Raw genomic sequence first — 24776 nt, forward strand, 5'->3', positions numbered from 1 at the left:
TAGTATGCAAGACGTCGTCGTCGCCGATCGTACTGCCATCGGTGCCATCGGTGCCATCCAGGACAGCCTGGCCGACTTCAGTGCAGTCAAACTAGGCAGCGCCGTAATCCGCACCCTGCTAGAAAAAACAGGCGTGGCTCCAACCTACTTAGATGAAGTGACTCTCGGCCAGGTGCTTACCGAGAGCTGCGGACAGAATCCGGCACGCCGGGCGGCAATCACCGCCGGGCTGCCTTATATCGTGCCCGTCCGTGAGTAAGCTGTGCGGGTCAAGTCTGAGACTGTCGCCACGGCGGCCCCAGACGATCCGCTGCCGTGATGGGAGTGATGGGTGTTGTCCGCTCCCAGCCAGCCGCAAATACCTGGAAAAGGCCAGCTGGGAATTGGCCGATCTCGACCTGATAGAAGCCGACGAAGCCTTCGCCGTGCAGGCTCTTTCAGTTGGCGGGAAGCCGGGTTGGGACATCGACAAAGTCAATGTCAATGATGGGGGCATCGCTCTTGACTACCCGATTGGCCTTTCCGGCAGCCAGGTACTGGTTACCCTCCTGTGCGAAATGAACCGCCGCGATGCCAGGAAGGGCCTTGCCACGTTGTACATCGGCGGAGGCCTGGAGCTTGCCTTGACGCTGCATCGAGATTAATCGTGAAATTAGCCATATCGCCTGCCAAGTCCGACTGCCCAGCCGCCGAATCGATGCTATATCGGCACGGGGAACACGCAAAGCCGCAACAGGTCGAACAGACTAGCTCTCACGAAAGACTTCGTCGAGTGGCACTCCAGTTGTTCGTCGAGCAAGGCTTCCAGAGCGTCAGCTTGCGCCAGCTCGCCAATGCTCTCGGCATGCAGGCCGGATCGCTATACAACCACATGGACAGCAAGCAGGCATTGCTGTTCGAGCTGATTGAAGAGCATGAATCAGATCTACTGGACACACTCAGGGCAGAAGATCCGAATAACGCCAGCGGCTTGCAGCGCTTACGGCAATATATCCATTCACACGTGCACTTCAGTCTTGCTCATCACGGCAGGCAGATATTATCTCGCCTAGAACTCCGCCAGCTCACTAACGAGCAAAAGAGCGCGATAATGGCGATTCGGCTGTCTCAGATCGAGCATCTTAGGGAAATCTTAAAACAAATGTCGAGCCAGTACGCTAGGGATGAGGGAAAACTGACGGTGGTCGTTCGTAGTGTAATGGCCATTCTTGACGACTATCCGGAATGGCGCTTACCAAGCTGCCGACTCGAAACGTTGGTCGAAGTACTGCCGCGACTTGCAGTAATGGGTATTACATACGAGCAATTTCAAAAATGAGTACTGCCGGCGCATGGCGAATCTAGCCTCCCCAAGACGGATGTACCACGTGCAGTCTTCATAGGGGGCTAAGCAAAGAAAATTGGCCGATTCAGCTTATTCTGGAAAACCACCTCGCTTGAGAGCCTATTTCCCTAATGATCAGTCAGATAGAAACATCTGAAGAAAGCGGGAAAATTCGGAGAACTCTTTCTCACTGAATCTCGATAGCCGAGAATTCAGCAAAGGAACTATGAACTCAGTCCCTCTGTCAGCTATTCGCTCCCCCTTCGTAGTGAGGTGCAGGACGATCACTCGACGGTCCTCGGTACTCCGGATGCGACAAACGAGTCCCTTGCTCTCGAGCCGGTCGAGCATTCGCGAAACCGAACCAGTATCGATACAGAAGAGCTTGGATAACGCCGCCGAGGTAATCGCCTCACCTCGGCGTAGAGTTAACAGCACGCCCATTTGCTGCCCAGTAACCCCCAGTTCCTTCAGGGCAGCATCCGCCTCACACGAGACAATGTTCCGCGCCTTGACCAACATGAAACCTATATTCTGGCCAGGAACGAAGTTCTTATTTGAATAATGCACCATCAGTTTGCCACCTTATCTAACAAATCCATCTGATCGAAAAGACTGGAAGCTGTCATTTCTCGCCATGGGGCATTGCTGGCAGACAGCATTAGGAGCCCTAAAATAATGAACGAAATGTAAAATACTGTTCAAGTTTATCGCAATGAACAATCGATGACATCATGCGTAACGCTGCCCATACCTGACGACGTGCCGGTGGAGCATCCTGAATCGCCCCTAGTTTTGTAGACACCTTCGAGCCTCATAATGAGGCCCATCAGGAGGTGCCATGAGCAACCAGCGTTACCCCAAAGAATTCAAAATCGAAGCGGTCAGACAAGTGACCGAGCGCGGCCTGCGCGTTGCGGAAGTAGCCGAGCGTTTGGGCGTGTCGGTGCATAGCCTTTACAGCTGAATCTCGCGAACGGGCGATAGCCGGTTCAAACTGCCACGCAATACAGCTCGTCAACTCAACCCTTTGGCCACTCGCCATCATCCGTCGAAGCCAGATAGGATGAAGCGATGTAGGGAAGCGCGCGCCGGGGGTAAGCCCGTCACGAGAGTTTTCCGCCGCCTGGCCACTTCGCTAGGTTTGGACAAGGAGATCGAAATGAGTGATGAGGTTATTCAGCAGCCAGGTCGCGAGCTGCCTCAGGATTCGCACGCCACCGTAGAGGCTATCGAGCCGGAGGCGATAAAGACCGTCCGCATTCAAGCGACGCTGGTCGCCAAGCTCAACCTGGCCGACTTCCAGAACTCGGTACCGGTGATTCGAGAGCTGCGCCTGATCAACGACAGTGATCAGAAGTACAGCATACTGGAGCTTCAGCTCCTATCCGACCCTCACGTCTTCAAGCCCAAGACCTGGCATATCGACGCGCTGGGCCCTGGCACATTCCTTCCCATACCAGGGCTCGATCTGCAGATCGATGGCGCCCTGCTTGCCCGGCTTACTGAAGCAGAGAGAGTGGCCGTCACCTTTGTTCTGACGTCCCTGGGCAATGGTGACGAAGAGCGCCAAGAAGTCACCCGTCTTGAACTCACTCTGGAGCTACTCCCTCGCAATCAATGGGGCGGGTTATCCCATCTTCCCGACATGACCGCGGCCTTCGTCCAGCCTAACGACCTCGCGGTTGAGCGGCTGCTGAAGAAGGCCGCGGAGTTACTGCGCGACCAAGGCAAGAACCCCGCGCTGAACGGTTACTCCAGCGGCTCAGCGCACGCCTGGGAGATTGCATCGGCGATCTGGGCCGCGGTCGCGTCCCTAAAACTAGACTACGCCCTCCCCCCAGCTAGTTTCGAGCAGTTCGGCCAGAAAGTGCGCAGTCCAAGCCACATCCTCGAGAGTGGCCTGGCGACGTGCTTCGACTTGTCGTTGCTGTTCTGTGCAGCGCTAGAGCAAGCAGGCCTGAACCCGCTGCTGATCTTCACTCGAGGCCATGCATTCTCGGGCTTCTGGCTCAAAGCCGAGGAGTTCTCCAACAGTACCGTCGATGACATCACCGCGCTGCGCAAACGCATGAAGCTCAACGAGCTGAAGCTGTTTGAGACCACACTGATCACCCAACCCAACATCCCGTCACTGTCCTATGCCATAGAGCGCGGTGCCCAACATCTGGCTGAGGGCCAGGCGCAGGAATTTGAGCTCGCCCTGGACATCCGGCGGGCCCGGCTGCAGCGGATCAAACCACTGGCCACTGCAGAGGCAGCTCCTGCTCTTGGTACCGCTAGTAGTGAGCAGAACCAGGCTGGCCAGGAACTACTCATCGACTGGCCACCCGAACTGCCTGACGAGGCCCCGGTTGAAGTTGACGTTGCGTCACTTGATCCCAAAGATCGCCTCGCCCGCTGGCAACGCAAGCTGCTCGATCTGTCCTTGCGCAACAACCTGTTGAACTTCAAGGCCGGCAAGAAAGCGGTTCGCCTGGAGGCACCCGATGCCGCGGCGCTTGAGGACATCCTCGCCAGTGGCCAGCAGCTCAAACTGCACACACGTCCTGACCTGATGGAAGGTGCTGACCCACGCGATCAAGCCCTGCACGAAGAAAGGGAACGCGAAGACCTTCGACGTCAGCATGCTTTGGATGCATTGAAGCGCAATGAAGTGTTCGTAGGCCTGCCGGTCACTGAGCTCGATGCCCGCCTCACCGAACTATATCGGGGAGCCCGCACGAACCTGCAGGAAGGCGGCTCCAACACGCTGTTCCTCGCGCTGGGCTTCCTGACCTGGACACGTGAGGACAGAGAAAGCCAACGCTATCGAGCGCCGCTAATACTGGTACCGGTAACGCTTGAGCGAAAGAGCGCTCGTGCAGGCTTTACTCTGGTGATTCACGACGACGAGCCACGCTTCAACCCAACCCTACAGGAAATGCTCCGTCAGGACTTTGAGCTAAGTCTGGGCATCGGAGATGGCGCGCTACCGAAAGACGACTCAGGTCTGGATGTCGCGTTGATCTGGAGAACGGTTGCCCACGCGATCAAGGACATCAAGGGCTGGGAGGTCAGCGAAGATGTCGTCCTGTCGATGTTCTCGTTCGCCAAATACCTGATGTGGAAAGATCTCTCGGAGCGCTCTGATGCGCTGCGTCAGAGCCCCGTGGTTAAGCATCTGCTGGATACCCCACGCGAGGCATTCAACGGCGGCGGTGGTGGGGCATTCCCGGAAGAGCGGAAGCTGGACACGCAATACAGCCCTCAGCAGGTCTTCTGCCCTCTTCCCTCTGACTCGTCACAACTCTCCGCGGTGCTGTCGGCAGCACAGGGACGCGACTTCGTTCTGATCGGGCCACCCGGCACCGGCAAAAGCCAGACGATCGTGAACATGATTGCTCAGTTCATTGCGCAGCAAAAACGCGTGCTTTTCGTCTCCGAAAAGATCGCCGCGCTCGATGTTGTGTACCGGCGCCTACGCGAGGTAGGCCTGGGTGAGTTTTGCCTTGAGGTTCACTCGAACAAGTCGAAGAAAACCGAAGTCCTTGCCCAACTGCACTCCGCCTGGGAGGCCCGTGGCACTGCTGACGCAGACACATGGCAGGCCGAGGCACAACGCCTGCAAGGGCATCGTGATGTGCTGAACCAGTATGCCGAGAGACTGCACGAGCGCTACCCCAATGGGTACACAATCTATGATGCCATCGGCATCGTCAGCACCAATCAGGATGTCGCTCCGATTAATCTCGCGTGGACATCGCACACGCAGCATCAGTCCGCGGATCTACTCGCTAAGCGGGAGATCGCCGATCGCCTGGAAGTCAATGCTCAGGCGGTCGGTTTCGGCACGCTGAACCAACACCCGCTGCATCTGATTGGTAACAACGATTGGTCTCCAACCTGGCAGCACCAGGTGATCGAGGCGGCACATGAGCTCGGCCCTGCCATCCATGCGGTGCAAAAGGCCAGTGAGCGTTACATCCAAATGTCCGGCCTACCCTCGCTGCCAGCCAATACCAGGACGCTCAAAGGTCTGGCCGCGTTGGCGAAGATCCTTCCCGCCGCCGTAGGGCATAACTGGAGCTTCGTGCTCCGTCCCGATTCCCGTGCAATCGGGCAACGTCTGGATGCAGGCCTGAAACTCATCGAGCAACACCGCACGCTCAACCAGACGCTCCCCGCATTCTGGACATCCAGTACGCTGGAGGAGTGCCAACGCGGACTGGGACTGCTGGCCCAGCATGCGGAGCTCAGATCTGGTCTTCCCCAACCCTGGCCAGTAGCGAGCATGATTCTGCTCAACCAGGGCCTGGAGACCCTTGCAGAGGTTGCACGAGTCACGCAAACGCTGTCCGTGGGTTACTCCGATGCCATTGAGGCACTGGATGTCCGTGCTCTGCTGCAGGAGTGGGATCAAGCCGGCAAATCGATGTGGCCGAAATCCTGGCTTGTCCAACGCAGAATCCGCGGGCAAGTGGTGAGCACTCAATCGACGCCAGCGCCGACGACCATTGCGGAAGATCTTCAGCGCTGGATCACCATTCGTGAACTCCGCGCTCGCCTCGACGCCATTGATCCAGAGCCCTCTTCCAGCGCTGTATGGAAGGGTCACAACACTGATCCAGCCCTTCTGTCGGTGGTCATGCGCCTGCAGGCTTCGCTCGCTGCGTGCGTTGAAGGCCGTGCTTGGTCAGACGACGGCTTCGACCTCATCAGTCAGGGGCAGGCGGGCCTCGCACTGAAGGAAACGCTAGAGCGAATGCGAGACGTCCGGGCGCTCGAGGGTGAGATTTCCACACTCAATCCACTCACCCCCGCGACAGGATCGCTTTGGGCCGGACTGCAGACCCAAACCAAAGCGCTCAACGCTGCGCTGGCCTTCCAACGCGGAAGACGGTCTATCCAGCAGGAAGGACGCCTGGAGGACGAGCATGAGCTCGTTGCTAGCGGCGCCTGTGGAGAGTGGCTCCAAGGTGAGCTGAAAATTCTCCGGCAGCGAGAAGCCATCGAGCGAGAACTAAGCGACCTGGCAGACCTGCGAGAACTGACATCCGGTCTGTGGCTGGGCCTGCATACGAAGGAAGACACGGTCTCCCGCGTACTCAAGTTCCACGCCCACCTCGCCAGCGCCATCTCTGCCCTTGTGCAAACACCAGAACATGTCGAGGGCATCAAATCAGCGTTGGGGCGTTTGCTAGGTGACGCCAATGCCCTGCTCGAGCCCGAGGGTCAGTTGGCCCAGGCCGGCGGGCAGTTGCTGGAGTCGCTTGATAAGTACGTCGCGCATACGCAGAAGCTCGTCGACGCCGGGCATTTCTTGGCCGAGGACGCGGCCGACTTCACGGAGCAGGAGCTGAGTCAGCAGCATGTGCAGTGTGAGCAGATCGTGCAATCCGGCAATGGCCTGCACGCCTGGTGCGCCTGGAAGAAAGCATGCGATGAAGCATCCGCTCTCGGCCTGCTTCCGCTGGTCGATGCGCTGAAAGCAGGGCATGTTCCACAAGGCTCTGTGCGCAAGGCATTCGAAACGAACTATGCCCGTTGGTGGTTGAACACGGCCGTTGATCACGAGCCTGTCATTCGCACATTCGTGAGCGTAGAACACGAGCAGCGCATTCGAGACTTCCGTGCCCTGGACGACCGCTTCACCGCGCTGACCCGTGATTTGCTGCGCGCACGCCTGTGTGCCGAGCTCCCCACACAGGACTCGGTGAGCAAGAACTCGGAATGGGGCGTCCTTCGGCACGAAATCACGAAGAAAACGCGCCACCTTCCGCTGCGCGAGCTGATGTCCAAAATCCCCGATGCCCTCACCAAGCTGACGCCGTGCTTGCTGATGAGTCCGCTCTCCATCGCTCAGTACCTGGCAGCGAACTCCAGCGTCTTCGATGTAGTGATCTTCGACGAAGCCTCACAGATTCCTGTATGGGATGCGATCGGCGCCATCGCTCGTGGCAAGCAGGTGGTGATGGTTGGCGACCCCAAACAGCTCCCCCCAACCTCCTTCTTCGATCGTGCCGAATCCACCCAGGATGACGTTGATGTCGAGGCCGACCTCGAAAGCATTTTGGATGAATGCATCAGTGCCAACCTGCCGATCCGCAACCTGAACTGGCACTACCGTAGTCGACACGAAAGCCTGATTGCGTTCTCGAACCAGCGCTACTACGAGTCCAAGCTGGTGACCTTCCCCTCCCCTGTTACAAATGATCGTGCCGTCAGCCTGCACGTCATCAACGGGGTGTACGAGAAAGGCTCTGCACGTACCAACCCTGCAGAGGCCAAGGCATTGGTCGCTGACCTGATCGGCCGGTTGCGTAGCCCTGGGTTCAAAGAGAGCAAGCTGACCATCGGCGTCGTGACATTTAACGGCGAACAGCAAAAGCTGATCGAGGATCTGCTCGACACCGAACGCCGAAAAGACCCGGCGCTGGAAAGCTACTTCTCGGAGAGCGAGCTTGAACCCGTCTTCGTGAAAAACCTGGAAAGTGTTCAGGGTGACGAGCGCGACATCATGTACTTCTCGATCACTTACGGCCCCGATGCTGCGGGCAACGTTGCCATGAACTTCGGCCCGCTCAATCGCACGGGAGGTGAGCGCCGGCTCAACGTCGCCGTCACCCGGGCTCGCCATGAACTTCGCGTCTTCAGCACCCTGCGAGCCGAGAAGATCGACCTGGCACGCACACAAGCTTTCGGCGTCCGCGACCTCAAGCACTTCCTCGAGTTTGCCGACCGTGGCGCTCGTGCACTGGCGGGAGCCGATACCGGAAGCCTGGGCGGTTACGACAGCCCCTTCGAAGAAGCCGTTGCGAATGCGCTTCGCCAAAAGGGCTGGCAGGTCGTCACCCAAGTCGGCGTGTCGTCGTTCCGCATCGACCTCGCAGTTGTCGACCCCGATGCGCCTGGGCGCTACCTCGCCGGCGTCGAGTGCGACGGAGCAACCTACCACCGCAGCGCAACAGCCCGTGATCGGGACAAGCTGCGCGAGCAAGTGCTACGAGGTCTTGGTTGGGAGATTCTGCGCATCTGGTCGACCGACTGGTGGATCGACTCCTTGGGCACGGCACAGAAAACCCATGAGCACCTTGAGGCTCTGTTGGTCGAAAGCCGTCAGCAACGTGCGGCTCGTGAAGCCCAGGAGCAGTTGGCCGCGAATGCCGCTGAGTACGAGTACCAAGCTCCGCTGGCCGACAACGTTGTAGCACTCCCTGTCGACCGTCCCCAGCTCAAAACCCCTGATGAGTCAGTGGAACCTGAAACCGAGAACGAGGCGTTGGACATGCCGAGCGTGCGCTACGCCGATATGCAGGCAGACGCAGCACGCACTTCGACAACCTTCCCTTTCTACCGAGGGAGCGACCCGCTGAGCGCCGTGGAAGGCGTGGATCCGGATGCATTCTTCGATGCGCGCTATGACACTGTCCTGGCGATGATGATCAAGCATGTGGTCGAAGAGGAAGGCCCCGTCCTCGATACCTCGCTCGCCCGCCGAATCGCCCGGGCACATGGCTGGACTCGTACTGGCGCACGCATTCGTGATCGTGTCGTCAGCGTGGCCGATCGCGTACACCGCAAGGTTGAAGATGACGCTGGACACTTCTATTGGCCCAGCCGCTTACCAAACTGCGAAGCCGTAGCGTATCGCCGACCGGCCGGCGCTGATCACACCCGTCCTGTCGACGAGATCTGCAGCTTGGAGCTCCTTGCCTTGGCACGTGCATTGGCAGACCAAAGCCTCGTCGGCGAAGACTTGCTCTACGCCATGGCACGAGAGCTCGGGCTGAGCAAAGTCTCGGCATCAACCCGGGCCAGAATCCAAGGCGTGATCGACCAGTTGTTCTCCTGACCAGCTCGTCGATCTCGAGGGTACAGAGTTGGCTGCGCAAGAAGACCGTACGATCGAGGGATGCCCCCGCTGCAAGGGGGCAGTTTCAAAGCCCGGAGGGAACATGGGATTGTCAGTGCGTAAGTCAGTGAGAGTGGGCCCGTTCAGGTTCAACCTCTCGAAGTCTGGAATTGGTGTTTCCGCCGGTATTAAGGGCCTCCGGGTTGGAACTGGGCCGAGGGGCAATTACATTCACATGGGGCGCGGAGGCTTTTACTACCGCCAAACCCTCCCATCCAATGGCTCGGCCCCTGCCATTGCACCACCCAAGCCGGCGAGAGCGCCTACCCCGCTAGTCGATATCCCATCGCATACACACGAGCCCCTCAAGGAAATCGATAGTGGCGAGATCGGCTTGATGGTGGATTCCTCATCGCAAGCGCTCGTCGACGAGCTGAATACCAAGCGAAAGCGCTTGCGCCTTTGGCCCTTCGTCGCCGCACTCACCGTTGGCGCGCTTCTCCTCTCAGCGAAGCAGCTACCACCCTGGGCACTACTTACCCTGCTCCTCGTTGGCGGTCTGCTGATGGCCGTAACGTACTACTGGGATCTGCTGAGAAAAACAACAGTCATGCTCTACGACTTCGAGTCGGAATTCGCCGGTGTTGTCGAGCAATTGCATACCGCCTTCGACGGCGTTCGAAGCTGTCGCGCAACCTGGCATCTTCAGGCTCAAGGGAAGGTGCTTGATAGCAAGTACCACGCCGGAGCCAGACACCTGGTAACCAGAAGCTCGATCGCACTCGGACTGCAAAACCCGCCCTTAGTAAAAACCAACGTTGCCACGCCCAGCATCCCCGTGGGCCGCCAGACCCTCTATTTCTTCCCGGACAAGGTGCTTGTGTTCGAAGCCAACGGGGTCGGCGCGGTGTCCTATGAAAACCTGCGAATCGACATCTCCACGACAAACTTCATCGAAGACGGCGCCGTTCCGAAAGACTCCGAGATCATCAGCAGAACCTGGAAGTTTGTGAACAAAAAAGGCGGCCCAGACAGGCGTTTCAAGAACAACCGAGAACTGCCTGTCGTGCGCTACGAAGAGGTGCAATTTGCGAGCGATACAGGCTTACTCGAACGCATCCAGATCTCCTGTGTAGGGCGTACATCCAGCTTCGCCCAGGCAATCGGCAGCATCGGTAGAGCGAAAGGCGAGCGCCAGTAGCCATTGCGTACTTGCTACCACAGGAGCAGATCGCTGAGCATTGGTCAGGCAACGCTTGTAAAACCTACTGTCAGTTCACTAGTTCAAATCCCAATAGCGCAGCGATTCCACCCAACCAGAATTAGCCACTCAACTACGGTTTTTCTTGTACCGTCCTTGACGCTCGCAGAATCCTTCCTATGTTTGAGCATTGAGAAAGCCAGACAACACCGGGCCTCGGCCCGCTCTCGGCTTGATCCCCAAGGCGCTGAAGATCCGATCCTGAAACCGAGGTCGGATCCCCCCGGCTCCACCAAACGCAAACGATAAGCCCCTGATTTTCCTAGTGAATTTCAGGGGCTTTTTCTTTGCCCAGTTCCTTGCCTGCTCCTCCAGCGCCGGGCCTTTCCTGTTGCCGGCTCGCCTTGCTGCTCCCTCCCCTACCGTGACCGGCACCCGGCGAGCTTCGCCAGCCCGCCCTTTTGGTTGCGGACGCGTGGAATGATATTTCCCGAATCTTTTAATGAGACCGTTCGATTCCGCCGCCAACAAGGCTCTGGAACGCTGGCAGGAAAACATTCATGGATTCAGGTTCGAAACTCCCCGCCCAAGAAAACGAGCCTCCGAGAAACCAACGCATACTTTTCGTCAAGCACAGAAAAAGAATTTGAGCTAGACACTCACTACCAGGGTAAGCAGGCGTCTTATATCCCTGGAAAGCGAAACCTAAAACAGAGATTCCAAAACACGATAAACCGGCCTCCACAGACGCTCGAAGGACAAGAAAAATGAAAAAGGAACCGAAAGGAGCAAAAAACAGGATAGTCATCGCCAAAGATGAGAAGAACGTTCTGACCTGCACCAGCGAAGGGTTCGAATATACGCCAGACATCGTCAAGAACGTCTACGGAAAGAGCAGCCGACCCGCACTGGAAGACTGGTTCCTGACGGAACTTGATTTCTTTCGCAGGTATTACCCGGGATACGAGATTTTCACCCTCGGCTCCAGTTGTGTCTTCGGCGAAAAGTTCGTGAACTACCTGACCATCTGCGAATTCGACATAGACAGTACCTACGCCTTCGACTGTCTCAAGAAGGCCCTGAGGGAGTCCGACCAGGCCATTAGGCGGAAACTCTCCGCCATGTGGAAATGGGACATAGCCGCCAGGAAGGACTGGAGCATCGTCTTCATGGTTGGGCACATGGACTTCGCCTACTTCCTCCAGCACAGGAAGGAGTTCCAGGGGGATGCCCATAAGCGCTTCATGAGTACATTCACCACGGCGGAGACGAAAATCACCTCTCGCGACTACAAGGTCATGCATGACGGCGCGATCCTGCCCTTCGACGAAACGGCCCTGTCGCCGGAAGACAGGTTCATTTTCGAGAACTATCAAAAGATAAAGTTCGAAACCACGCCACTATGAAGTTAACGGACAAAAGCGAAAGGCGCCCGGCCGGACGCCTTTCGCCAATAAACTCCAGCCACTCGCCAGTTTGTTTTAAGCGCTTCTACGAAGTCCAGGAGTTCCGACTCCTGGCCGACTCTTCCAGAGCCCCGCAATAAAACTACAAATCAAAAACATCCTCAGACTGGACGCTTGAAAAAACACCGTTGGCAACGTTTCAATTCCCACCATGTCTTCCGCATGGATCAGTGGGAAAACTCATGTCACTACAGTCTGAAATGCTCGTGGAGCAGAAAGTTTCCAACGCCCAGAAATCCACCGGCACCGCCTATCTTCTGTGGTTCTTCCTGGGCGGTTTCGGCGCACACCGCTTCTACCTGGGGAAAACCGGCACGGCGTTTACCCAACTGATCATCACGCTGATCGGTTGTTTCACCCTGTTCCCCCTGATCATTACCGGCATCTGGTGGATCGTCGATGCCTTCCTGATTCCCGGCATCATCCAGGGCCATACGGAGCAGACCCGCCGCGACGCCCGGCTGGAAGTTGCAGCGCTGCAGGTAGCCGGCGCTTCCGCGTCGCACCCTCAAGACTGACCGGCGCACCTCGCTACGGTCCTCGGCGGGCCGGAGAAGAAACCAATGCCGGGAGGTGGGACAAGGAGAAGTCCCCTTCTGCGTTTCTTCCGCTGGCGATAGGTGCCGACTCGTTCAATCCCGAATTGGCCGCCAGAGCGGCCAGCACATCTCACTGATGCAAGGACCCGCACATGAGTGGAAAACCCGCCGCCCGCGTCACCGATCCAACGACCTGCCCAGTGCCAGGGCATGGCAGCAACCCCATCGTCCAGGGCTCTCCCGACGTCGTTTTCGACGGCCTGCCGGCAGCACGGCAAGGCGACGCCTCAGCCTGCGGAAGCCCGATGATCTCAGCCGTTTCGTCGACGGTACTCATCAACGGCCTACCGGCGGTGACGCTGGGTAGTATCGGGGCGCACGGCAACGTGGTGATCGGCGGCTCGGGGACGGTACTCATCGGCGACGTCTTCACGCCCGCCCCGCGCGCTCCCGCCCTTCCCCTTAACCGCAACGGCGTGCCCTGTTCCGGGCGCTTCCAGCTCATCGACCACGAAACGGGCAAGCCCGTCGCCGGACGCCGGGTCAGGGTCTGGTCGAGTGGCGGCTGGAATGCGTTCGACACCACGGATGCCGACGGCATGACCTCCTGGATCGAGCGCCCCACCGCGGAGACCCTCTACATCGACCTGGTGCAGAGGTGCGACGCATGAGCGACCAGCCCAGCCTGTCCCGGGGAGGCATGAGCCCCGAAGGCAGGACCAACCCCGTCGGCACCCTGGAATCCAGGCTCGATCCGCAGGACAAGAAGGTGCTGTGCTCGGCGGTCTGCCATTGCAGCAGCACGCCCAACCTCAGCCAGGATGGCAAAAGCCTCAAGCAGGCGTGCGTGGCACAGCGGCTGGGAGAGTTGGACGAAGTTCTCCAGGGACGCAGCCCCTACAAGCCCGAGGTCAGCTACGACATGACCAAGAACCCACCGCAGCCGATTCTCGATAGCCAGACCGGTAACAGTCCACATGGCTGGATACCGGGATGGATCAGCAAGTATTGGGATGAAGATCCGGAGCATCCGCCGTTCAAGCCAGGGAAAGGAATGATTCGCAGGCCCGACGTGATCATCGTTCAGAATCCCAACAGGCCGCCAACCCAGGACAATATCAAACAGGTGGTGGAGATGAAGTTTCCGCCTGACCCACATAATAGGGAACAACTTGAGGATTATGCAGCGATTGCCGGCAACAAGAACAAGATTGTTGAAATGAAACCCTCCGACTGCGACTGTGGCCAGGAAAATCAACGATCCAAGGTGCCAGTAGAGCAAGCAGGGTGGGCCGTCGCCATCGCAGGTGGAGTGATGTTCGTCTTGACCCGAGGCCGTTCCCCTCGCCCGATGATTCCCGCCTATTGATCAAGAGGAAAAGCCCATGGAACAGCCATTCGATCTGGCTGCAGAGTTAGCCAAGCAACCCCATCTACTGGAAATAGCCGGCAACCTGTTGATGAAGGGCGGCCCCGAAGACTATATCGGTGCCGTGCTTTGTCTGCGCGGTACTCTCTACTTCAAAGATGCCCATACCCCACTGGTACGTGAGTCATTATGCCAATGCTTCGATGAGTTCAAGCGCCTAGCAGAGCCTCACCTCACCTGGCTCTGGCGTGAAGAGCCTGCACAAGGAAAGCCACTGACCGCATACCGTGACACCCAACCACTGCGCGAGATGATGGGGGCAATGGATGAAGACGATCATCTCAGCTTCTGCTACACCAGCGGCAAGAAATCCCGCGATGCAGGCGCCTGGCTGTTTGATATTTACGGCAAGCGGAGCTGGCAAGCCAAAATGGGCCATGATCTTAGTGTTCTGGAGTTCTCCGTACCTCTGCTATATCAAGAGCGGCAGCCATTGGATTTCCTACAGCTGTTTATTGACTTCGCACGGCGACTAGAGCCGGAGCAGGGGTATGCGGGGCATGCCTACAATCTCTCGCCGACCAGTTGGGACAATGACGAGCCCTCCGAAGCCTTTATGGCGGCGCGTATGCCGGGTTTGGATGTAGGGACGGCTTGTCTGCTGGCCAATACTCCCGAGTTCAAACCTACAAGAATCAAAACTGTCAGTTGGCTAACCCTCCTGAACAACGAGCGCCTGGCGCTGGCCGGCGGGCTCGATGCCCTGCGTGCGCAACTGCCCTCCAGCCACTTTGCCTTCTACCGCTACGGCGATGGCGTGGTAATCCAGGCCGGTGCCTATCCCTATATCGCGGGTGATGCGGAAGACTCCAGACCCGCTCCGTATGTGCTGCTGAACCACGCGCTCAAAGGCATTCGCTATGAAACCGTCGGCTCGCTACACGGCGGCTCCCACGACGGCGAATTGCGGCTGGTGGGCTGGGCGGCCGATCAATGGTTGAAACGGCTGGATGTGGAAGACAGCGAACTCCCCCGCTGGCGCGACAAATTGCTCAACACTGAGCCATGCTTGGACGCGACGAACTCACTGCCGGAGCGCCCGTAGGGGCTTACGTTTTCTGGGATCAAAAGTGCTCGCCAAGGCTACACTCCCTATGAGGCGAGCCTGACAGAAAAAATATCTGCACCTCACAAGAGTGCTTATAAGCAAGAATTCAACCTATCTAATCGTGCCTTCAATATCACCCAAACAGTATCTATTACTTATTATTCAACAACCATCCCTCTTTAATAGATTCGCGACTCGAAACCCAAACTCAAACTCAAAATCTGTCTTCTTTACACCTTACTAAAACTTCTTCAAACCCATAAGACCATCTCCATTGGCGTCATTTACTTCTTATCGGTGATATCTAAAATACCTTTAAATTGGAAACAGCTCTAAGGCTTTGAAGTCGAAGAACTGTCGTAACGAATAGCCTTAGGCGCCCGCCTCTTCGATATCAGCGAAGTTGCTGATTTTCACCGCGCCATCCGGGAAGCGTGCAATCACTTCCAGATGGCCGCCCATGGCTTCGATGTGGCTGCGCAAGGTGGAGATGTACATATCCGTACGCCGCTCCATCTTGGCAATTGCCGGCTGCTGCACCTGCAGCACTTCAGACAGCATCTTCTGCGACAAGCCTCTAGCCTGGCGCAACTCATTCAGGGGCATTTCAGCCAATAGTTTCTGGGCCTTGGCCTCGACGCGGGCCTGTGCCTCAGGCGACATTTGCGCCCGAAGGTCGGAGAATTTCTTAGCCATCGATCAGTCCTCCTCACGGAGCTGGTGCAAGTGTTCGTCATAGAGGCGGTCGGCAATGGGCACGTTCAATTCGTACCAACGATCATCGCCAGTCTTGTCGCCACCGATCGGCAGTATCGCGGAGCGTCTGGGGTCAAACGCGTAAAGCGTTCGGAAAGGTCGCCCGCCGTGTTGAGTCCGTAGCTCTCTCATATGGCCATGGCGGGAGCCATTGATGTCGCTGCTGTGGGGGTGCCCCAAGGATGGCCCCCGCTCCTCAAGCAAGCGAACCGTCACAGCTAGCGACTCCTGCTCATCCTCGGACAGAGAACCCCACCAATCACCGAACTCGTCGGTGTACTCGATATCCCACGCCACAAAATATAACCCCCAGGGAATATTCCATCAAAGGAATCCTACTCAAAGAGAGCGCTTCCCGACAACGGACCGAGCGCACGGAGTCCTGAAGACGATCCGGTCCCAGATGGACGCACCAGGACCCGCGAGGCAGCCTCATTCCGTGTGTCGAAAAAGTGTCGAAATTACTCGCCCATACAGGCCGGCATAGCACAGAGCTTGGCCCGTCCCCTCCTCTCCAGCCCCAGTCCTACCCAGCCTTGGCCATTTACCGCCTCCGTCGGTTATCGGTGTCTGCGTGCGTATTCCGCCTCGAACAGCGACAGCAAGGAGCCGGTGATGCGGCGGTGCTTTCGCCGGTCTTCGGTTTCGTCGAGCAGGTCGAGGACGCTCAGCGTTCCGATCGCCAACTCCAGCCGGCGGCGGGCGGTGTCGAACAGATCTTCGCTGGCTGCGCTGCAGTCCAGGTAGAGGGTGGCGCAGCCGGGATGCTGGTTGCATTGCGAGGTGCGTCGCAGGGGGATGAAGGTGGAAGGGGACTGTGCGGTGACAGTTTTGCCCGGCCAAGGCGTCGCTCGGGCAAGGTGCGAAGCGCTTCACAAAATGCCAAACAGAGGGCGAGCGCATCCCATCGCCAACACGTAATCGCCTTGAATGGCCGCTTCGATTCCTCGTCATGCGGGGATGCCGTGCCCGGCTCCAGCGCATCGCCACCCACACCGGAAACCCCATGCCCTACCGCGTTCTCCTGCTCATCCTGGCCCTGACGCCCGCCCTCGCCTCCTCCGCCACCCTGGACGAACGCCTGGGCGACCTTGAACACGCCTTCAAGCCCGACCTCGACGGGACGACAAGCGCAAAGCCGGCCAGCCCGCCGCCGGAGCGGTTCAAGCTGGCGCCGCTGGGTAGCGTGGTGCGCAAGAAAGAGTGCGCAACGTTGAACCTGCCGGATGAGCAGTCCAGCTGCGCGGCGCTGGAGTTCTGCACGGACTGCGCGCAGTAAGCGCAGCCTCCAGGCGGAGCGCCGGCAATCTCACTTGGCGAACAACTGGTCCATGTCGCGGAAGCTCTTGAACTCCAGCGCGTTGCCGCAGGGGTCGAAGAGGAACAGCGTGGCCTGCTCGCCGACCTGGCCCTTGAAGCGGATATAGGGCTCGATCACGAAGCGGGTGCCGCGCTGCTTCAGGCGTTCGGCCAGGGCGTGCCAGTCGTCCCAGGCGAGGACCACGCCGAAGTGCGGCACCGGCACGTCGTGGCCGTCCACCGGGTTGCTACCGGCGTGGCGCTGGGAGTCGGTCTGCGGGTGCTGGTGGATGACCAACTGGTGGCCGAAGAAGTCGAAGTCGACCCAGTGCTCGGCGGAGCGGCCTTCGCTCAGGCCGAAGACCTCGCCGTAAAAGCGCCGGGCGGCGGGCAGGTCGTGGACGGGGATGGCGAGGTGGAAGGGCATCAGGCTCATGGCGCGGTTCCTCTGTGGGTGTGCCGGGATTATTTGCCGTGCCGATTTCGATGGAAAGCGCATAATATTTCGCCTGAGCAATACTTTTTTCGAGGCTTGGATGATCCGCGAACTCCGCACCCTGGTCGCCGTGGCGCGCCGGGGCTCCTTCGCCGCGGCGGGGGAACAGGTGGGGCTGACGCAGTCGGCGGTGAGCGCGCAGATCCGCGCGCTGGAACGCAGCGTCGGCGTCGAGTTGTTCAAGCGCACGCCGCGCGCGGCACACCTGAACGAGGCCGGGCGGCAGGCGGTACGTACGGCCGAGCAGATCCTCGCGCTGTTCGACGGCATCGGCCAGGGCGACAGCCCGCGCGGACGCCTGCGCATCGGTGCGGTGAACACGGCGCAGACCGGGCTGCTGCCGGAGGTGCTCAAGCGCCTCGCCGAACAGGCGCCGCACATCGAGCCGCAGGTGGTGCCGGGCGTCTCGCTGCACCTGCTGGACCAGGTGGACGCCGCCGAACTGGACCTGGCGATCCTCATCCGCCCGCCGTTCAACCTGCCGCGCGGGCTCTTCGCGCAACGGGTCGAGCGCCAGCCGTTCGTGCTGATCGCGCCGCCGCAATGCACCGCGACGGATGCGCTGGAGTTGCTGCGCACGCAACCGTTCATCCGCTACGACCATGTGTCCTTCGGCGGTCGCCTGGTGGGCGATTTCCTCGAGGCGCAGCAGCTCAGGCCGCGCCAGGTGATGGAGCTGGACGAGATCGACGCGATCGCGCGGATGGTGGAGAACGGTCTCGGCGTGGCGCTGCTGCCCCGGGCCGGGCTGTGGCTACGCGAGCCGGCGCGGGTACGGGTGATCGAACTGGGCGCGCTGGAATTCCAGCGCGAGCTGGTGATGGTCAGCCGCAGCGGTTCGGCGCAGGACGACCTGGTCGGTGAATTCCGCCGCGCCCTGCTCGCCGAGACGGCGGCTCAGGAGGCCGCGCCGACCACCGCGTAGCGCGGCGCCGGGCGCGCCAGCTCGCCGAGGAAGGTCCACAGGCGTTCGGCCTCGCCGGGTAGCGGCAGGCGGCGACGGATCAGGGTGTAGCGCAGCGGTACGTCGAAGCGCTGGCCGCCGGCGCGCACCAGGCGACGGCTGGCGAGGTCCTCGCGGACCAGGGTATGCGGCAGCCAGGCGACGCCCAGGCGCGATTGGGCGAAGAAGCGCAGCCCCTCGGTCTGGCTGGAGCTGTGATGGCGCTGGAGGAACAGGCCGCTGTCGCGCAGCAGCGGTTCCAGGGCCCAGCCCAGGTGGCATTCCTCGGAGTAGCCGAGGAACGACAGCGCTTCGGTCTGCAGGCGGTCGAGGTTGAACAGCGGCTGGCCGGCGGCGTCCGGCGCGCAGACCGCCACCAGTTGTTCGTGACCAAGCTCCAGGCGCTGGAACTCGGCTTCGCTGTCAATGCCCAGGCGGCGCGACACCGCCTCGCCTTCGTCGAGCAACGCCACCACGTAGTCCACCGAGCCGTCGCGCAGGCGCGACAGGCATTGCGGCAGGTAATCGCAGTCGACGCTGAACTTGGCGCTGCGGAAGTCCGCCTGCAGACGCGGAATCCAGTGCGGGAAAAACACCGAGGAGAGGATGTGCGGGGCGCAGAAACGGATGCGCCGCTGGGCGTCTTCGTCGCGCTCGCGGATCGACTGGCGCAGGTTGTCCAGGGCGCGCACCGCGTCCTGCGCCACGCCTTGCAACTGGCGGCCGGCCTCGGTCAGTTCGAGGGCGTGCTTGTGGCGCTCGAAGACCGGCGCGCCGAGCCACTGTTCCAGGGTCTGGATACGCCGGCTGAGCCCGGACACGGAGACATGGCACTCCTGCGCCGCACGGCTGAAGCTCTTGATCCGACAGAGGACGAGGAAGTCCTTGAGCATCACCAGGTCGATCATCGTTGCGCGTTCCTCAACGGTCGGGCGTTTTCAGTCTACTTCGCGCGGCGGTGCCTGTTGCAAGGCTAAAGTTCGGTTTGTTTTGCCGATTTGGCAAGCAGCTCGTCGACTCCCGCAAAACAGACCGGGAAAACCGGCCCACAGTAGTGAGGTCGCGCTTTTCCAGCCATCGACCCGCCCGAGCATCGTGGCCGGGCGGGTCCGCCACGAGGACAGGACCATGCAGACATCCCCCGCTCCGGCCATCGTCGCCGGCGGCGCCTACCAGCCGGTGGTGCTCCACGCCGGCATCGCCTACGTCAGCGGCCAGTTGCCGCGCCAGCACGGCGAGCTGCGCTGGACCGGCAAGGTCGGCAGCGAACTCGACCTGGAACAGGCCCGCCAGGCCGCCCGGCTCTGCGCGGCGCGCTGCCTGCTGGCGCTGGAGGAGGCGCTGGGCGGCCTGCAACGGGTCGAGCGGCTGCTCAAGGTGACCGGCTACGTCGCCAGCGCGGCGGGTTTCGTCCAGCAGCCGGCGGTGATCGATGCCGCCAGCGAGTATTTCGACGAGGTGCTCGGCGCGCGCGGCGGCCACGCCCGCGCCGCCGTCGGCGTGGCCGAGCTGCCGCGCGGCGCCGCGGTGGAGGTGGAACTGATCGCGGCGGTGCGGCCATGAGCGCGCTCTTCCCCGCCGGCCCCGACGCCTTCGGTGCCGACGAACTGCTGCGCCTGCGCCGCGAGACCCCGGCCTGGGGCAGCTACGCGCACTTCGCCCATGGCTCCGCCAGCCTGCCGCCGCAGGTGCTCTACGACGCCCTCGACAGCTGGCTGGAAGCCGAGCGGCGCTGGGGCGTGCAGCGCGCCGCCGAGCATTTCGCCGAGCCCTTGCTGGCGGTCCGCGACAGCGTCGCGCGAGTGCTCGGCACCCAGCCACGGCACATCGCCCTGCTCGACTGCGCCAGCCGCGCCTGGTCGGTGGCCTTTGCCGCGGCCCTGGCCGCCCATCCACGGATACGGGCGATCAGCAGCTTCGACGAATATGGTTCCAACAGCCTGTGCCTGCTCGCCGCGCGCCAGCAGCGCGGGCTGGAGCTGCGCCTGATCGACGCACGCGGCGACGCCGCACAGCTGTTGCAACGGCTTGACGAACAGTTGCACGACCTCGCCCCCGGCCAGACGCCGCTGCTGTCGCTCAGCGCGGTGCCCACCGGGCATGGCGCGGCTACCGCGCTGGAGGGCGTAGCCGAGCGCATCCGCGCCCATGACGGGCTGTTCTTCCTCGATGCCAGCCATGCGGTCGGCCAGTTGCCGCTGGCGGTGGAGGCGACCGGCTGCGACGTGCTGGTGTTCCCGCCACGCAAGTGGCTGCGCGGGCCAAAGGGACTCGGCGTGCTCTATCTCGGCGAACGTGCCCTGGAGCGCCTAGCCCTGCCCGACGGGCTGGACGTCGGCGGCGCGCAATGGAGCGACGCCTTCGCCCTGCAGGCGCGGGATGACGCGCGGCGCTTCGAATGCTCGGAGTTCAACCCGGGGCTGCGCCTGGCGCTCAAGGCCAGTTGCGACTACCTGTTGCAGACCGATGTCCGGCGCATCGCCCGGCGTAACCGCCAGTTGCGCGAACGCATCGCCCAGCAGCTCTACCGCCGGCTCGGCTGGACGCCGCTGGAACAAGGGCCGCACGCCAGCGCGTTGATGACCTACGCGGCCCCCGAACTGAGCGGCGAGCAATGGCTGAAGCGCCTCCACGCGCGCGGCGTGAACGCCTCCTACATCGGCCCGCAGTATGCCCGCTGGGCGCTGCGCGAGCAGGCGCTGCCGGGGGTACTGCGCCTGACTCCGCACTACCTGACCGACGACGGCGAGATCGAGCGCCTCGGCGAGGCCCTGGAGGATTGCCTGCGACAGCGCGCCGCCAGTTGAGCGACCTTGCGCGAATGGCAACGTTGCGCCGCCGTGCCGGCGGTTGGCGCAACGCCGGGCGATTTGCGCAAGGTCTTTGTGCCGGCGGCAACGAGCGTTGCCGAATGCGCCGCGCACGGCCGCCGCCATGCGGTTTAAATCCCTCTCGTAGAACAACGCATAACGATCCCGCCAGCGACATCTTTCACCTGCCTGAGACACCGACGACTTTCGACGCCCTGGGCAGCCTTTCGGTCCGCCGCGGACCGCTCCGCCCTCAATGGAATGATGAATGGAGGAAAGACGACCATGACCGGATCCCGGAAAACCCTGATTCTCGGATGCGCCTCCACCGGCGCCAAGTTCACCCCGCGCAACCACGCCGCCACCGGCGACCGCCTGCTCGACAGCATCTGCACCGGCGCCACCATCCGCACCGCCCCCGGCGAACTGCTGGACGAAGCGCGCCAGCTCTACGAGATGGGTTGCCGCTACTACCACTACCACGCGCGCAACCCGCTGACCCAGGAACAGACCACCGACAACGACATCTACCAGGCGGTCAGCCGCGCCCTGCAGAACCGCTTCCCCGACCTGATGCTGAGCTTCGGCGCCAGCCGCAACGGCAGCGAGGTGCAGGAGAACATCCGCCGCTTCGGCGAGTGGGAGCGGGTCAGCCACTGCGCCATCCCGCTGCATCTGGGCGGTGCGCACTTCGTGACGATCCAGGCGGCCATCGAATTGCAGGTGATCTGCGAGCTGGAGAAGCAAAGGCGCAAGCTCGACCTCGACTATGCCTCCAGCCCGGCCTTCCTCGCCGACCTGCGCGACTACCAGCCGTCCACGGCGCTGGAAAAGGCCGAGTTGCAGACCCACTCCACCAGCAAGGGCGCCGACTACGGGGTGACCTCGCCGATGACCCAGTTCCAGGTCTACCGCAACGCCATCCAGGCGCGCCAGAAGCTCGGCCTGTTCCACGAGGTGGAGTGGGTGCAGCATGTGCGCAGCTACGCCATGACCCGTTTCGCCGTGGAGCACCCGCGCCTGCGCCTGGGCGGTTCCGGCCAGTTGAACGTGATCCTGCTGTTTGGCTTCTCGCCACGCCTGCCGTTCCCGGAGACCTACCAGCAGTTCCGCGCGGTGATCGAGAGCGCCAAGAGCCTGGAGTACGACATCGGCGAACCCGGCGTGCGCAAGCGCAAGGTCAGCATCACGGTCGGCGCGGCGGTGATGCCGCAGCATGCCGCGCAGCACTTCCGGCCGCTCGACGTCGGTCCTCGCGCCGGCACCCCGCTCTGCGCGGTGCGCCGGCTGGCCGCCTATGCCGCGCAGGCGGACAGCCAGGTCGATGTGCTGCGGGTCGGCATGGAGGACACGCCCTACGCGGTGGACGATGACGGCCGGGTGACGCTCAGCGACAACTGCCAGCTGCTGCGCCAGGCCCTCGACGAACTGCGCGCCAACGGCGCCGAGGCCGAGCTCGACGGCGAACGGATCTTCCAGCGCATGGGCATGGAACGCACCCTCGGCGAATACCTGTCGCTGCAGCGCCTGCATCCGCTCGGCGAAGCCAACTTCACCCTCGCACGGGAGTTCGTCCAGTGACCGCCGCCCTCGCCGCGAACCCGACCCAGCGCTACCGCTGGGTCATCCTGCTGATCGCCACCTTCGCCCAGGCCTGCGCCTGCTTCTTCGTCCAGGGCATCGGCGCGATCGCCGTGTTCATCCAGAACGACCTGCAACTCTCGTCGCTGCAGATCGGCCTGCTGGTGTCGGCGGCGCAGCTGGTGCCGATCGTCGGCCTGCTGGTGGCCGGCGAGCTGCTCGACCGCTACTCCGAACGGCTGGTGGTCGGCCTCGGCACGCTGATCGTCGCGCTGGCCCTCTGCGCCTCGCTGTGGGCCACCGACTACCTGACCATCCTGCTGTTCCTGGTGGTCGTCGGCGCCGGCTACAGCACGGCGCAGCCGGGCGGCAGCAAGTCGGTGTCGCGCTGGTTCGCCAAGACCCAGCTGGGCTTCGCCATGGGCATCCGCCAGGCCGGGCTGCCGCTGGGCGGCGCGCTGTCCGCCGCGCTGCTGCCGTACCTGGCGGGGATCTACGGCTGGCGCAGCGCATTCCTCGCCGGCGGCCTGGTGGCGTTCCTCGGCGCGCTGGCCTTCATGCTCTTCTACCGCACCCCGCCGGACGCCCCCGCGCCCGGCGCGAACCCCGCCGAACGCGACCTGGGCGCGGTGGTGAAGTCGCGGCTGGCGATGATCACCGATCCGGCGATGAAGAACATCGTCTGTTCCGGGGTGGCGCTGATCTCGGTGCAGTACGGCATCCTGGTGTTCACCGTGCTCTACCTGCACGAGACCCTGGAGATCGGCATCGGCATGGCCGCGACCCTGCTGTTCGTCGCCCAGGGCAGCGGCGTCGCCGGGCGCATCCTGCTGGCCGCCTGGAGCGACCGCTGCCGCGCCGGGCGCTACTTCCCGGTGATGGTCTGCCTCGGCGCGGTGATCCTCGGCCTGCTGGCGCTGGTCCTGCTGCCCCTGCAATCGCCGTTGGGGATGGGCCTGGTAGTGGCCTGGCTGGGCTTCTTCGGCTTCGGCTGGTACGGTCCCTGGGTGGCCTATGTGGCGGATACCGCGCCGGTCGGCAAGACCGGCTTCGCCCTCGGCCTGGCGATGGCCATCAACCAGTTGGCGATCGTTCTCGCGCCGCCGGCGCTGGGGCTGCTCAAGGACTTCAGCCACAGTTTCGTCCCCGGCTGGCTGGCACTCTGCCTGATGGCGGCGGTAGCCCTTGTGGTCACTGCCTGGAGCGGCCGCGGCCTGCCCACGGCGCTGCCACAGAAGCACTGAAGCGATGACGGCCACGGCCGAGGAGGCACGATGCGCGCGATCCTGTTCGATGTGTTCGGTACCCTGGTGGACTGGCGTTCCAGCCTGATCGAGCAGTTCCAGGCGTTGGAGCGCGAACTCGGCGGAACCCTGCCCTGCGTGGAACTGACCGACCGCTGGCGCCAGCAATACAAGCCGGCGATGGACCGGGTACGCAACGGTCAGGCGCCCTGGCAGCACCTCGACCAGTTGCACCGGCAGAGTCTCGAGGCCCTGGCCGGAGAGTTCGGCCTGGCGCTGGACGAGGCCCTGCTGCAACGCATCACTGGCTTCTGGCACCGCCTGCGGCCGTGGCCGGACACGCTCGCCGGGATGCACGCGCTGAAGGCCGACTACTGGCTCGCCGCGCTGAGCAACGGCAACACCGCGCTGATGCTCGACGTCGCGCGGCACGCCGGCCTGCCCTGGGACATGCTGCTGTGCGCCGACCTGTTCGGCCACTACAAGCCCGACCCGCAGGTCTACCTCGGCGCCTGCCGCCTGCTCGACCTGCCGCCGCAGGAGGTGATGCTCTGCGCGGCGCACAACTACGACCTCAAGGCCGCGCGCGCCCTCGGCCTGAAGACCGCGTTCATCGCCCGGCCGCTGGAATACGGCCCCGGCCAGACCCAGGACCTCGCCGCCGAGCAGGACTGGGACCTGATCGCCAGCGACCTGCCGGACCTGCACCGGCAACTGGCGGCCTCGGCCTGACCAACTTCCTCCTTCCTGCCCCCTGAACCGCTCGCCCAACCTGCGCGCCACGGCGCGCCGGGAAAGGCGCGCGC

The 24776-nt window shown here is 61.8% G+C and carries 21 protein-coding genes and 3 pseudogenes; 18 read left to right on the forward strand and 6 right to left on the reverse strand.

What is annotated here, in order from left to right:
- Positions 1-4 precede the first annotated feature (4 nt).
- Both M6E97_RS19640 and M6E97_RS19645 read left to right on the forward strand, forming a co-directional pair.
- Positions 5-644, forward strand: a pseudogene (locus M6E97_RS19640) (hypothetical protein).
- Between the two features lie 128 nt (positions 645-772).
- Positions 773-1318, forward strand: coding sequence for a TetR/AcrR family transcriptional regulator (locus tag M6E97_RS19645; RefSeq protein ID WP_049311174.1), 546 nt, complete (start codon positions 773-775; stop codon positions 1316-1318).
- A gap of 141 nt (positions 1319-1459) precedes the next feature.
- On the opposite strand, the gene M6E97_RS31235 is transcribed toward M6E97_RS19645, so the two are convergent.
- On the reverse strand, positions 1460-1897 hold the full coding sequence (locus tag M6E97_RS31235; RefSeq protein WP_043158240.1) for a MarR family winged helix-turn-helix transcriptional regulator: 438 nt from the start codon (positions 1895-1897) through the stop codon (positions 1460-1462).
- A 268-nt stretch (positions 1898-2165) separates the two neighbouring features.
- Here M6E97_RS31235 and M6E97_RS19650 point away from each other — a divergent pair.
- The 9 genes and pseudogenes from M6E97_RS19650 to M6E97_RS19685 form a co-directional block, all read left to right on the forward strand.
- A pseudogene (locus M6E97_RS19650) lies at positions 2166-2288 on the forward strand (transposase); the annotation flags it as partial.
- A gap of 198 nt (positions 2289-2486) precedes the next feature.
- The gene (locus tag M6E97_RS19655) at positions 2487-9158 is read left to right on the forward strand and encodes a DUF3320 domain-containing protein (RefSeq protein WP_049311175.1); all 6672 of its coding nucleotides are present in this window, start codon (positions 2487-2489) and stop codon (positions 9156-9158) included.
- Positions 9159-9261: 103 nt separating this feature from the next.
- Positions 9262-9408, forward strand: a pseudogene (locus M6E97_RS31240) (DUF4236 domain-containing protein); the annotation flags it as partial.
- 144 nt (positions 9409-9552) lie between these two features.
- The gene (locus tag M6E97_RS19660; protein ID WP_235565026.1) at positions 9553-10359 is read left to right on the forward strand and encodes a hypothetical protein; all 807 of its coding nucleotides are present in this window, start codon (positions 9553-9555) and stop codon (positions 10357-10359) included.
- 767 nt (positions 10360-11126) lie between these two features.
- Complete coding sequence (locus tag M6E97_RS19665) at positions 11127-11765, forward strand: hypothetical protein (RefSeq protein ID WP_003109444.1); 639 nt, start codon at positions 11127-11129, stop codon at positions 11763-11765.
- Positions 11766-12007: 242 nt separating this feature from the next.
- On the forward strand, positions 12008-12343 hold the full coding sequence (locus M6E97_RS19670; RefSeq protein ID WP_023101493.1) for a TM2 domain-containing protein: 336 nt from the start codon (positions 12008-12010) through the stop codon (positions 12341-12343).
- Between the two features lie 173 nt (positions 12344-12516).
- Positions 12517-13035, forward strand: a complete 519-nt coding sequence (locus M6E97_RS19675) for a PAAR domain-containing protein (protein ID WP_033939107.1) — start codon at positions 12517-12519, stop codon at positions 13033-13035.
- Positions 13032-13733: a VRR-NUC domain-containing protein gene (locus M6E97_RS19680; protein WP_003111822.1), complete on the forward strand. Its 702-nt coding sequence runs from the start codon at positions 13032-13034 to the stop codon at positions 13731-13733. The genes M6E97_RS19675 and M6E97_RS19680 overlap by 4 nt, the downstream gene beginning before the upstream one ends.
- 16 nt (positions 13734-13749) lie before the next feature.
- The gene (locus M6E97_RS19685; RefSeq protein WP_009315279.1) at positions 13750-14838 is read left to right on the forward strand and encodes a DUF3396 domain-containing protein; all 1089 of its coding nucleotides are present in this window, start codon (positions 13750-13752) and stop codon (positions 14836-14838) included.
- Between the two features lie 375 nt (positions 14839-15213).
- On the opposite strand, the gene M6E97_RS19690 is transcribed toward M6E97_RS19685, so the two are convergent.
- From M6E97_RS19690 to M6E97_RS19700, 3 genes are all read right to left on the reverse strand, one after another.
- On the reverse strand, positions 15214-15537 hold the full coding sequence (locus tag M6E97_RS19690; protein ID WP_009315278.1) for an XRE family transcriptional regulator: 324 nt from the start codon (positions 15535-15537) through the stop codon (positions 15214-15216).
- Between the two features lie 3 nt (positions 15538-15540).
- Complete coding sequence (locus tag M6E97_RS19695) at positions 15541-15894, reverse strand: type II toxin-antitoxin system RelE/ParE family toxin (RefSeq protein ID WP_023875759.1); 354 nt, start codon at positions 15892-15894, stop codon at positions 15541-15543.
- Between the two features lie 263 nt (positions 15895-16157).
- Positions 16158-16397 carry a hypothetical protein gene (locus tag M6E97_RS19700; RefSeq protein ID WP_052154497.1) on the reverse strand — a complete coding sequence of 80 codons (240 nt, stop codon included), beginning with the start codon at positions 16395-16397 and terminating at the stop codon, positions 16158-16160.
- 206 nt (positions 16398-16603) lie between these two features.
- Between M6E97_RS19700 and M6E97_RS19705 the strand changes: the two genes are divergently transcribed.
- Complete coding sequence (locus tag M6E97_RS19705; protein WP_022579809.1) at positions 16604-16876, forward strand: hypothetical protein; 273 nt, start codon at positions 16604-16606, stop codon at positions 16874-16876.
- A 30-nt stretch (positions 16877-16906) separates the two neighbouring features.
- On the opposite strand, the gene M6E97_RS19710 is transcribed toward M6E97_RS19705, so the two are convergent.
- Positions 16907-17332, reverse strand: coding sequence for a VOC family protein (locus M6E97_RS19710; protein ID WP_003116492.1), 426 nt, complete (start codon positions 17330-17332; stop codon positions 16907-16909).
- A gap of 100 nt (positions 17333-17432) precedes the next feature.
- Here M6E97_RS19710 and M6E97_RS19715 point away from each other — a divergent pair, with 100 nt between their 5' ends.
- The gene (locus M6E97_RS19715; protein ID WP_033939105.1) at positions 17433-18317 is read left to right on the forward strand and encodes a LysR substrate-binding domain-containing protein; all 885 of its coding nucleotides are present in this window, start codon (positions 17433-17435) and stop codon (positions 18315-18317) included.
- Here M6E97_RS19715 and M6E97_RS19720 read toward each other — a convergent pair.
- A complete protein-coding gene (locus M6E97_RS19720; RefSeq protein ID WP_003085661.1) occupies positions 18290-19243 on the reverse strand; it encodes a LysR family transcriptional regulator in 954 nt (317 codons plus the stop codon). The two genes, M6E97_RS19715 and M6E97_RS19720, sit on opposite strands and share 28 nt — an antisense overlap.
- Before the next feature lie 220 nt (positions 19244-19463).
- Here M6E97_RS19720 and M6E97_RS19725 point away from each other — a divergent pair, with 220 nt between their 5' ends.
- From M6E97_RS19725 to M6E97_RS19745, 5 genes are all read left to right on the forward strand, one after another.
- Positions 19464-19898 carry a RidA family protein gene (locus M6E97_RS19725; RefSeq protein ID WP_003158601.1) on the forward strand — a complete coding sequence of 145 codons (435 nt, stop codon included), beginning with the start codon at positions 19464-19466 and terminating at the stop codon, positions 19896-19898.
- The gene (locus tag M6E97_RS19730) at positions 19895-21142 is read left to right on the forward strand and encodes an aminotransferase class V-fold PLP-dependent enzyme (RefSeq protein WP_003140896.1); all 1248 of its coding nucleotides are present in this window, start codon (positions 19895-19897) and stop codon (positions 21140-21142) included. The genes M6E97_RS19725 and M6E97_RS19730 overlap by 4 nt, the downstream gene beginning before the upstream one ends.
- Positions 21143-21430: 288 nt before the next feature.
- The gene (locus M6E97_RS19735; RefSeq protein WP_003118649.1) at positions 21431-22726 is read left to right on the forward strand and encodes a 3-keto-5-aminohexanoate cleavage protein; all 1296 of its coding nucleotides are present in this window, start codon (positions 21431-21433) and stop codon (positions 22724-22726) included.
- The gene (locus tag M6E97_RS19740; protein ID WP_003085654.1) at positions 22723-23970 is read left to right on the forward strand and encodes an MFS transporter; all 1248 of its coding nucleotides are present in this window, start codon (positions 22723-22725) and stop codon (positions 23968-23970) included. Before M6E97_RS19735 ends, M6E97_RS19740 begins: the two co-directional genes overlap by 4 nt.
- A 30-nt stretch (positions 23971-24000) precedes the next feature.
- A complete protein-coding gene (locus M6E97_RS19745; RefSeq protein ID WP_003116497.1) occupies positions 24001-24702 on the forward strand; it encodes a haloacid dehalogenase type II in 702 nt (233 codons plus the stop codon).
- The last annotated feature ends 74 nt before the right edge of the window (positions 24703-24776 follow it).

The organism is Pseudomonas sp. B111 (assembly GCF_026428275.1).
In the GTDB taxonomy this organism is placed as follows: Bacteria; Pseudomonadota; Gammaproteobacteria; order Pseudomonadales; family Pseudomonadaceae; genus Pseudomonas; species Pseudomonas aeruginosa.

Excerpts from the sequence above, each read along its gene's own strand:
- M6E97_RS31235 (WP_043158240.1), bottom strand. The coding sequence starts at position 1,897 with ATGGTGCATTATTCAAATAAGAACTTCGTTCCTGGCCAGAATATAGGT.
- M6E97_RS19655 (WP_049311175.1), top strand. The coding sequence starts at position 2,487 with ATGAGTGATGAGGTTATTCAGCAGCCAGGTCGCGAGCTGCCTCAGGAT.
- M6E97_RS19665 (WP_003109444.1), top strand. The coding sequence starts at position 11,127 with ATGAAAAAGGAACCGAAAGGAGCAAAAAACAGGATAGTCATCGCCAAA.
- M6E97_RS19670 (WP_023101493.1), top strand. The coding sequence starts at position 12,008 with ATGTCACTACAGTCTGAAATGCTCGTGGAGCAGAAAGTTTCCAACGCC.
- M6E97_RS19675 (WP_033939107.1), top strand. The coding sequence starts at position 12,517 with ATGAGTGGAAAACCCGCCGCCCGCGTCACCGATCCAACGACCTGCCCA.
- M6E97_RS19680 (WP_003111822.1), top strand. The coding sequence starts at position 13,032 with ATGAGCGACCAGCCCAGCCTGTCCCGGGGAGGCATGAGCCCCGAAGGC.
- M6E97_RS19685 (WP_009315279.1), top strand. The coding sequence starts at position 13,750 with ATGGAACAGCCATTCGATCTGGCTGCAGAGTTAGCCAAGCAACCCCAT.
- M6E97_RS19690 (WP_009315278.1), bottom strand. The coding sequence starts at position 15,537 with ATGGCTAAGAAATTCTCCGACCTTCGGGCGCAAATGTCGCCTGAGGCA.
- M6E97_RS19705 (WP_022579809.1), top strand. The coding sequence starts at position 16,604 with ATGCCCTACCGCGTTCTCCTGCTCATCCTGGCCCTGACGCCCGCCCTC.
- M6E97_RS19710 (WP_003116492.1), bottom strand. The coding sequence starts at position 17,332 with ATGAGCCTGATGCCCTTCCACCTCGCCATCCCCGTCCACGACCTGCCC.
- M6E97_RS19715 (WP_033939105.1), top strand. The coding sequence starts at position 17,433 with ATGATCCGCGAACTCCGCACCCTGGTCGCCGTGGCGCGCCGGGGCTCC.
- M6E97_RS19720 (WP_003085661.1), bottom strand. The coding sequence starts at position 19,243 with ATGATCGACCTGGTGATGCTCAAGGACTTCCTCGTCCTCTGTCGGATC.
- M6E97_RS19725 (WP_003158601.1), top strand. The coding sequence starts at position 19,464 with ATGCAGACATCCCCCGCTCCGGCCATCGTCGCCGGCGGCGCCTACCAG.
- M6E97_RS19730 (WP_003140896.1), top strand. The coding sequence starts at position 19,895 with ATGAGCGCGCTCTTCCCCGCCGGCCCCGACGCCTTCGGTGCCGACGAA.
- M6E97_RS19735 (WP_003118649.1), top strand. The coding sequence starts at position 21,431 with ATGACCGGATCCCGGAAAACCCTGATTCTCGGATGCGCCTCCACCGGC.
- M6E97_RS19745 (WP_003116497.1), top strand. The coding sequence starts at position 24,001 with ATGCGCGCGATCCTGTTCGATGTGTTCGGTACCCTGGTGGACTGGCGT.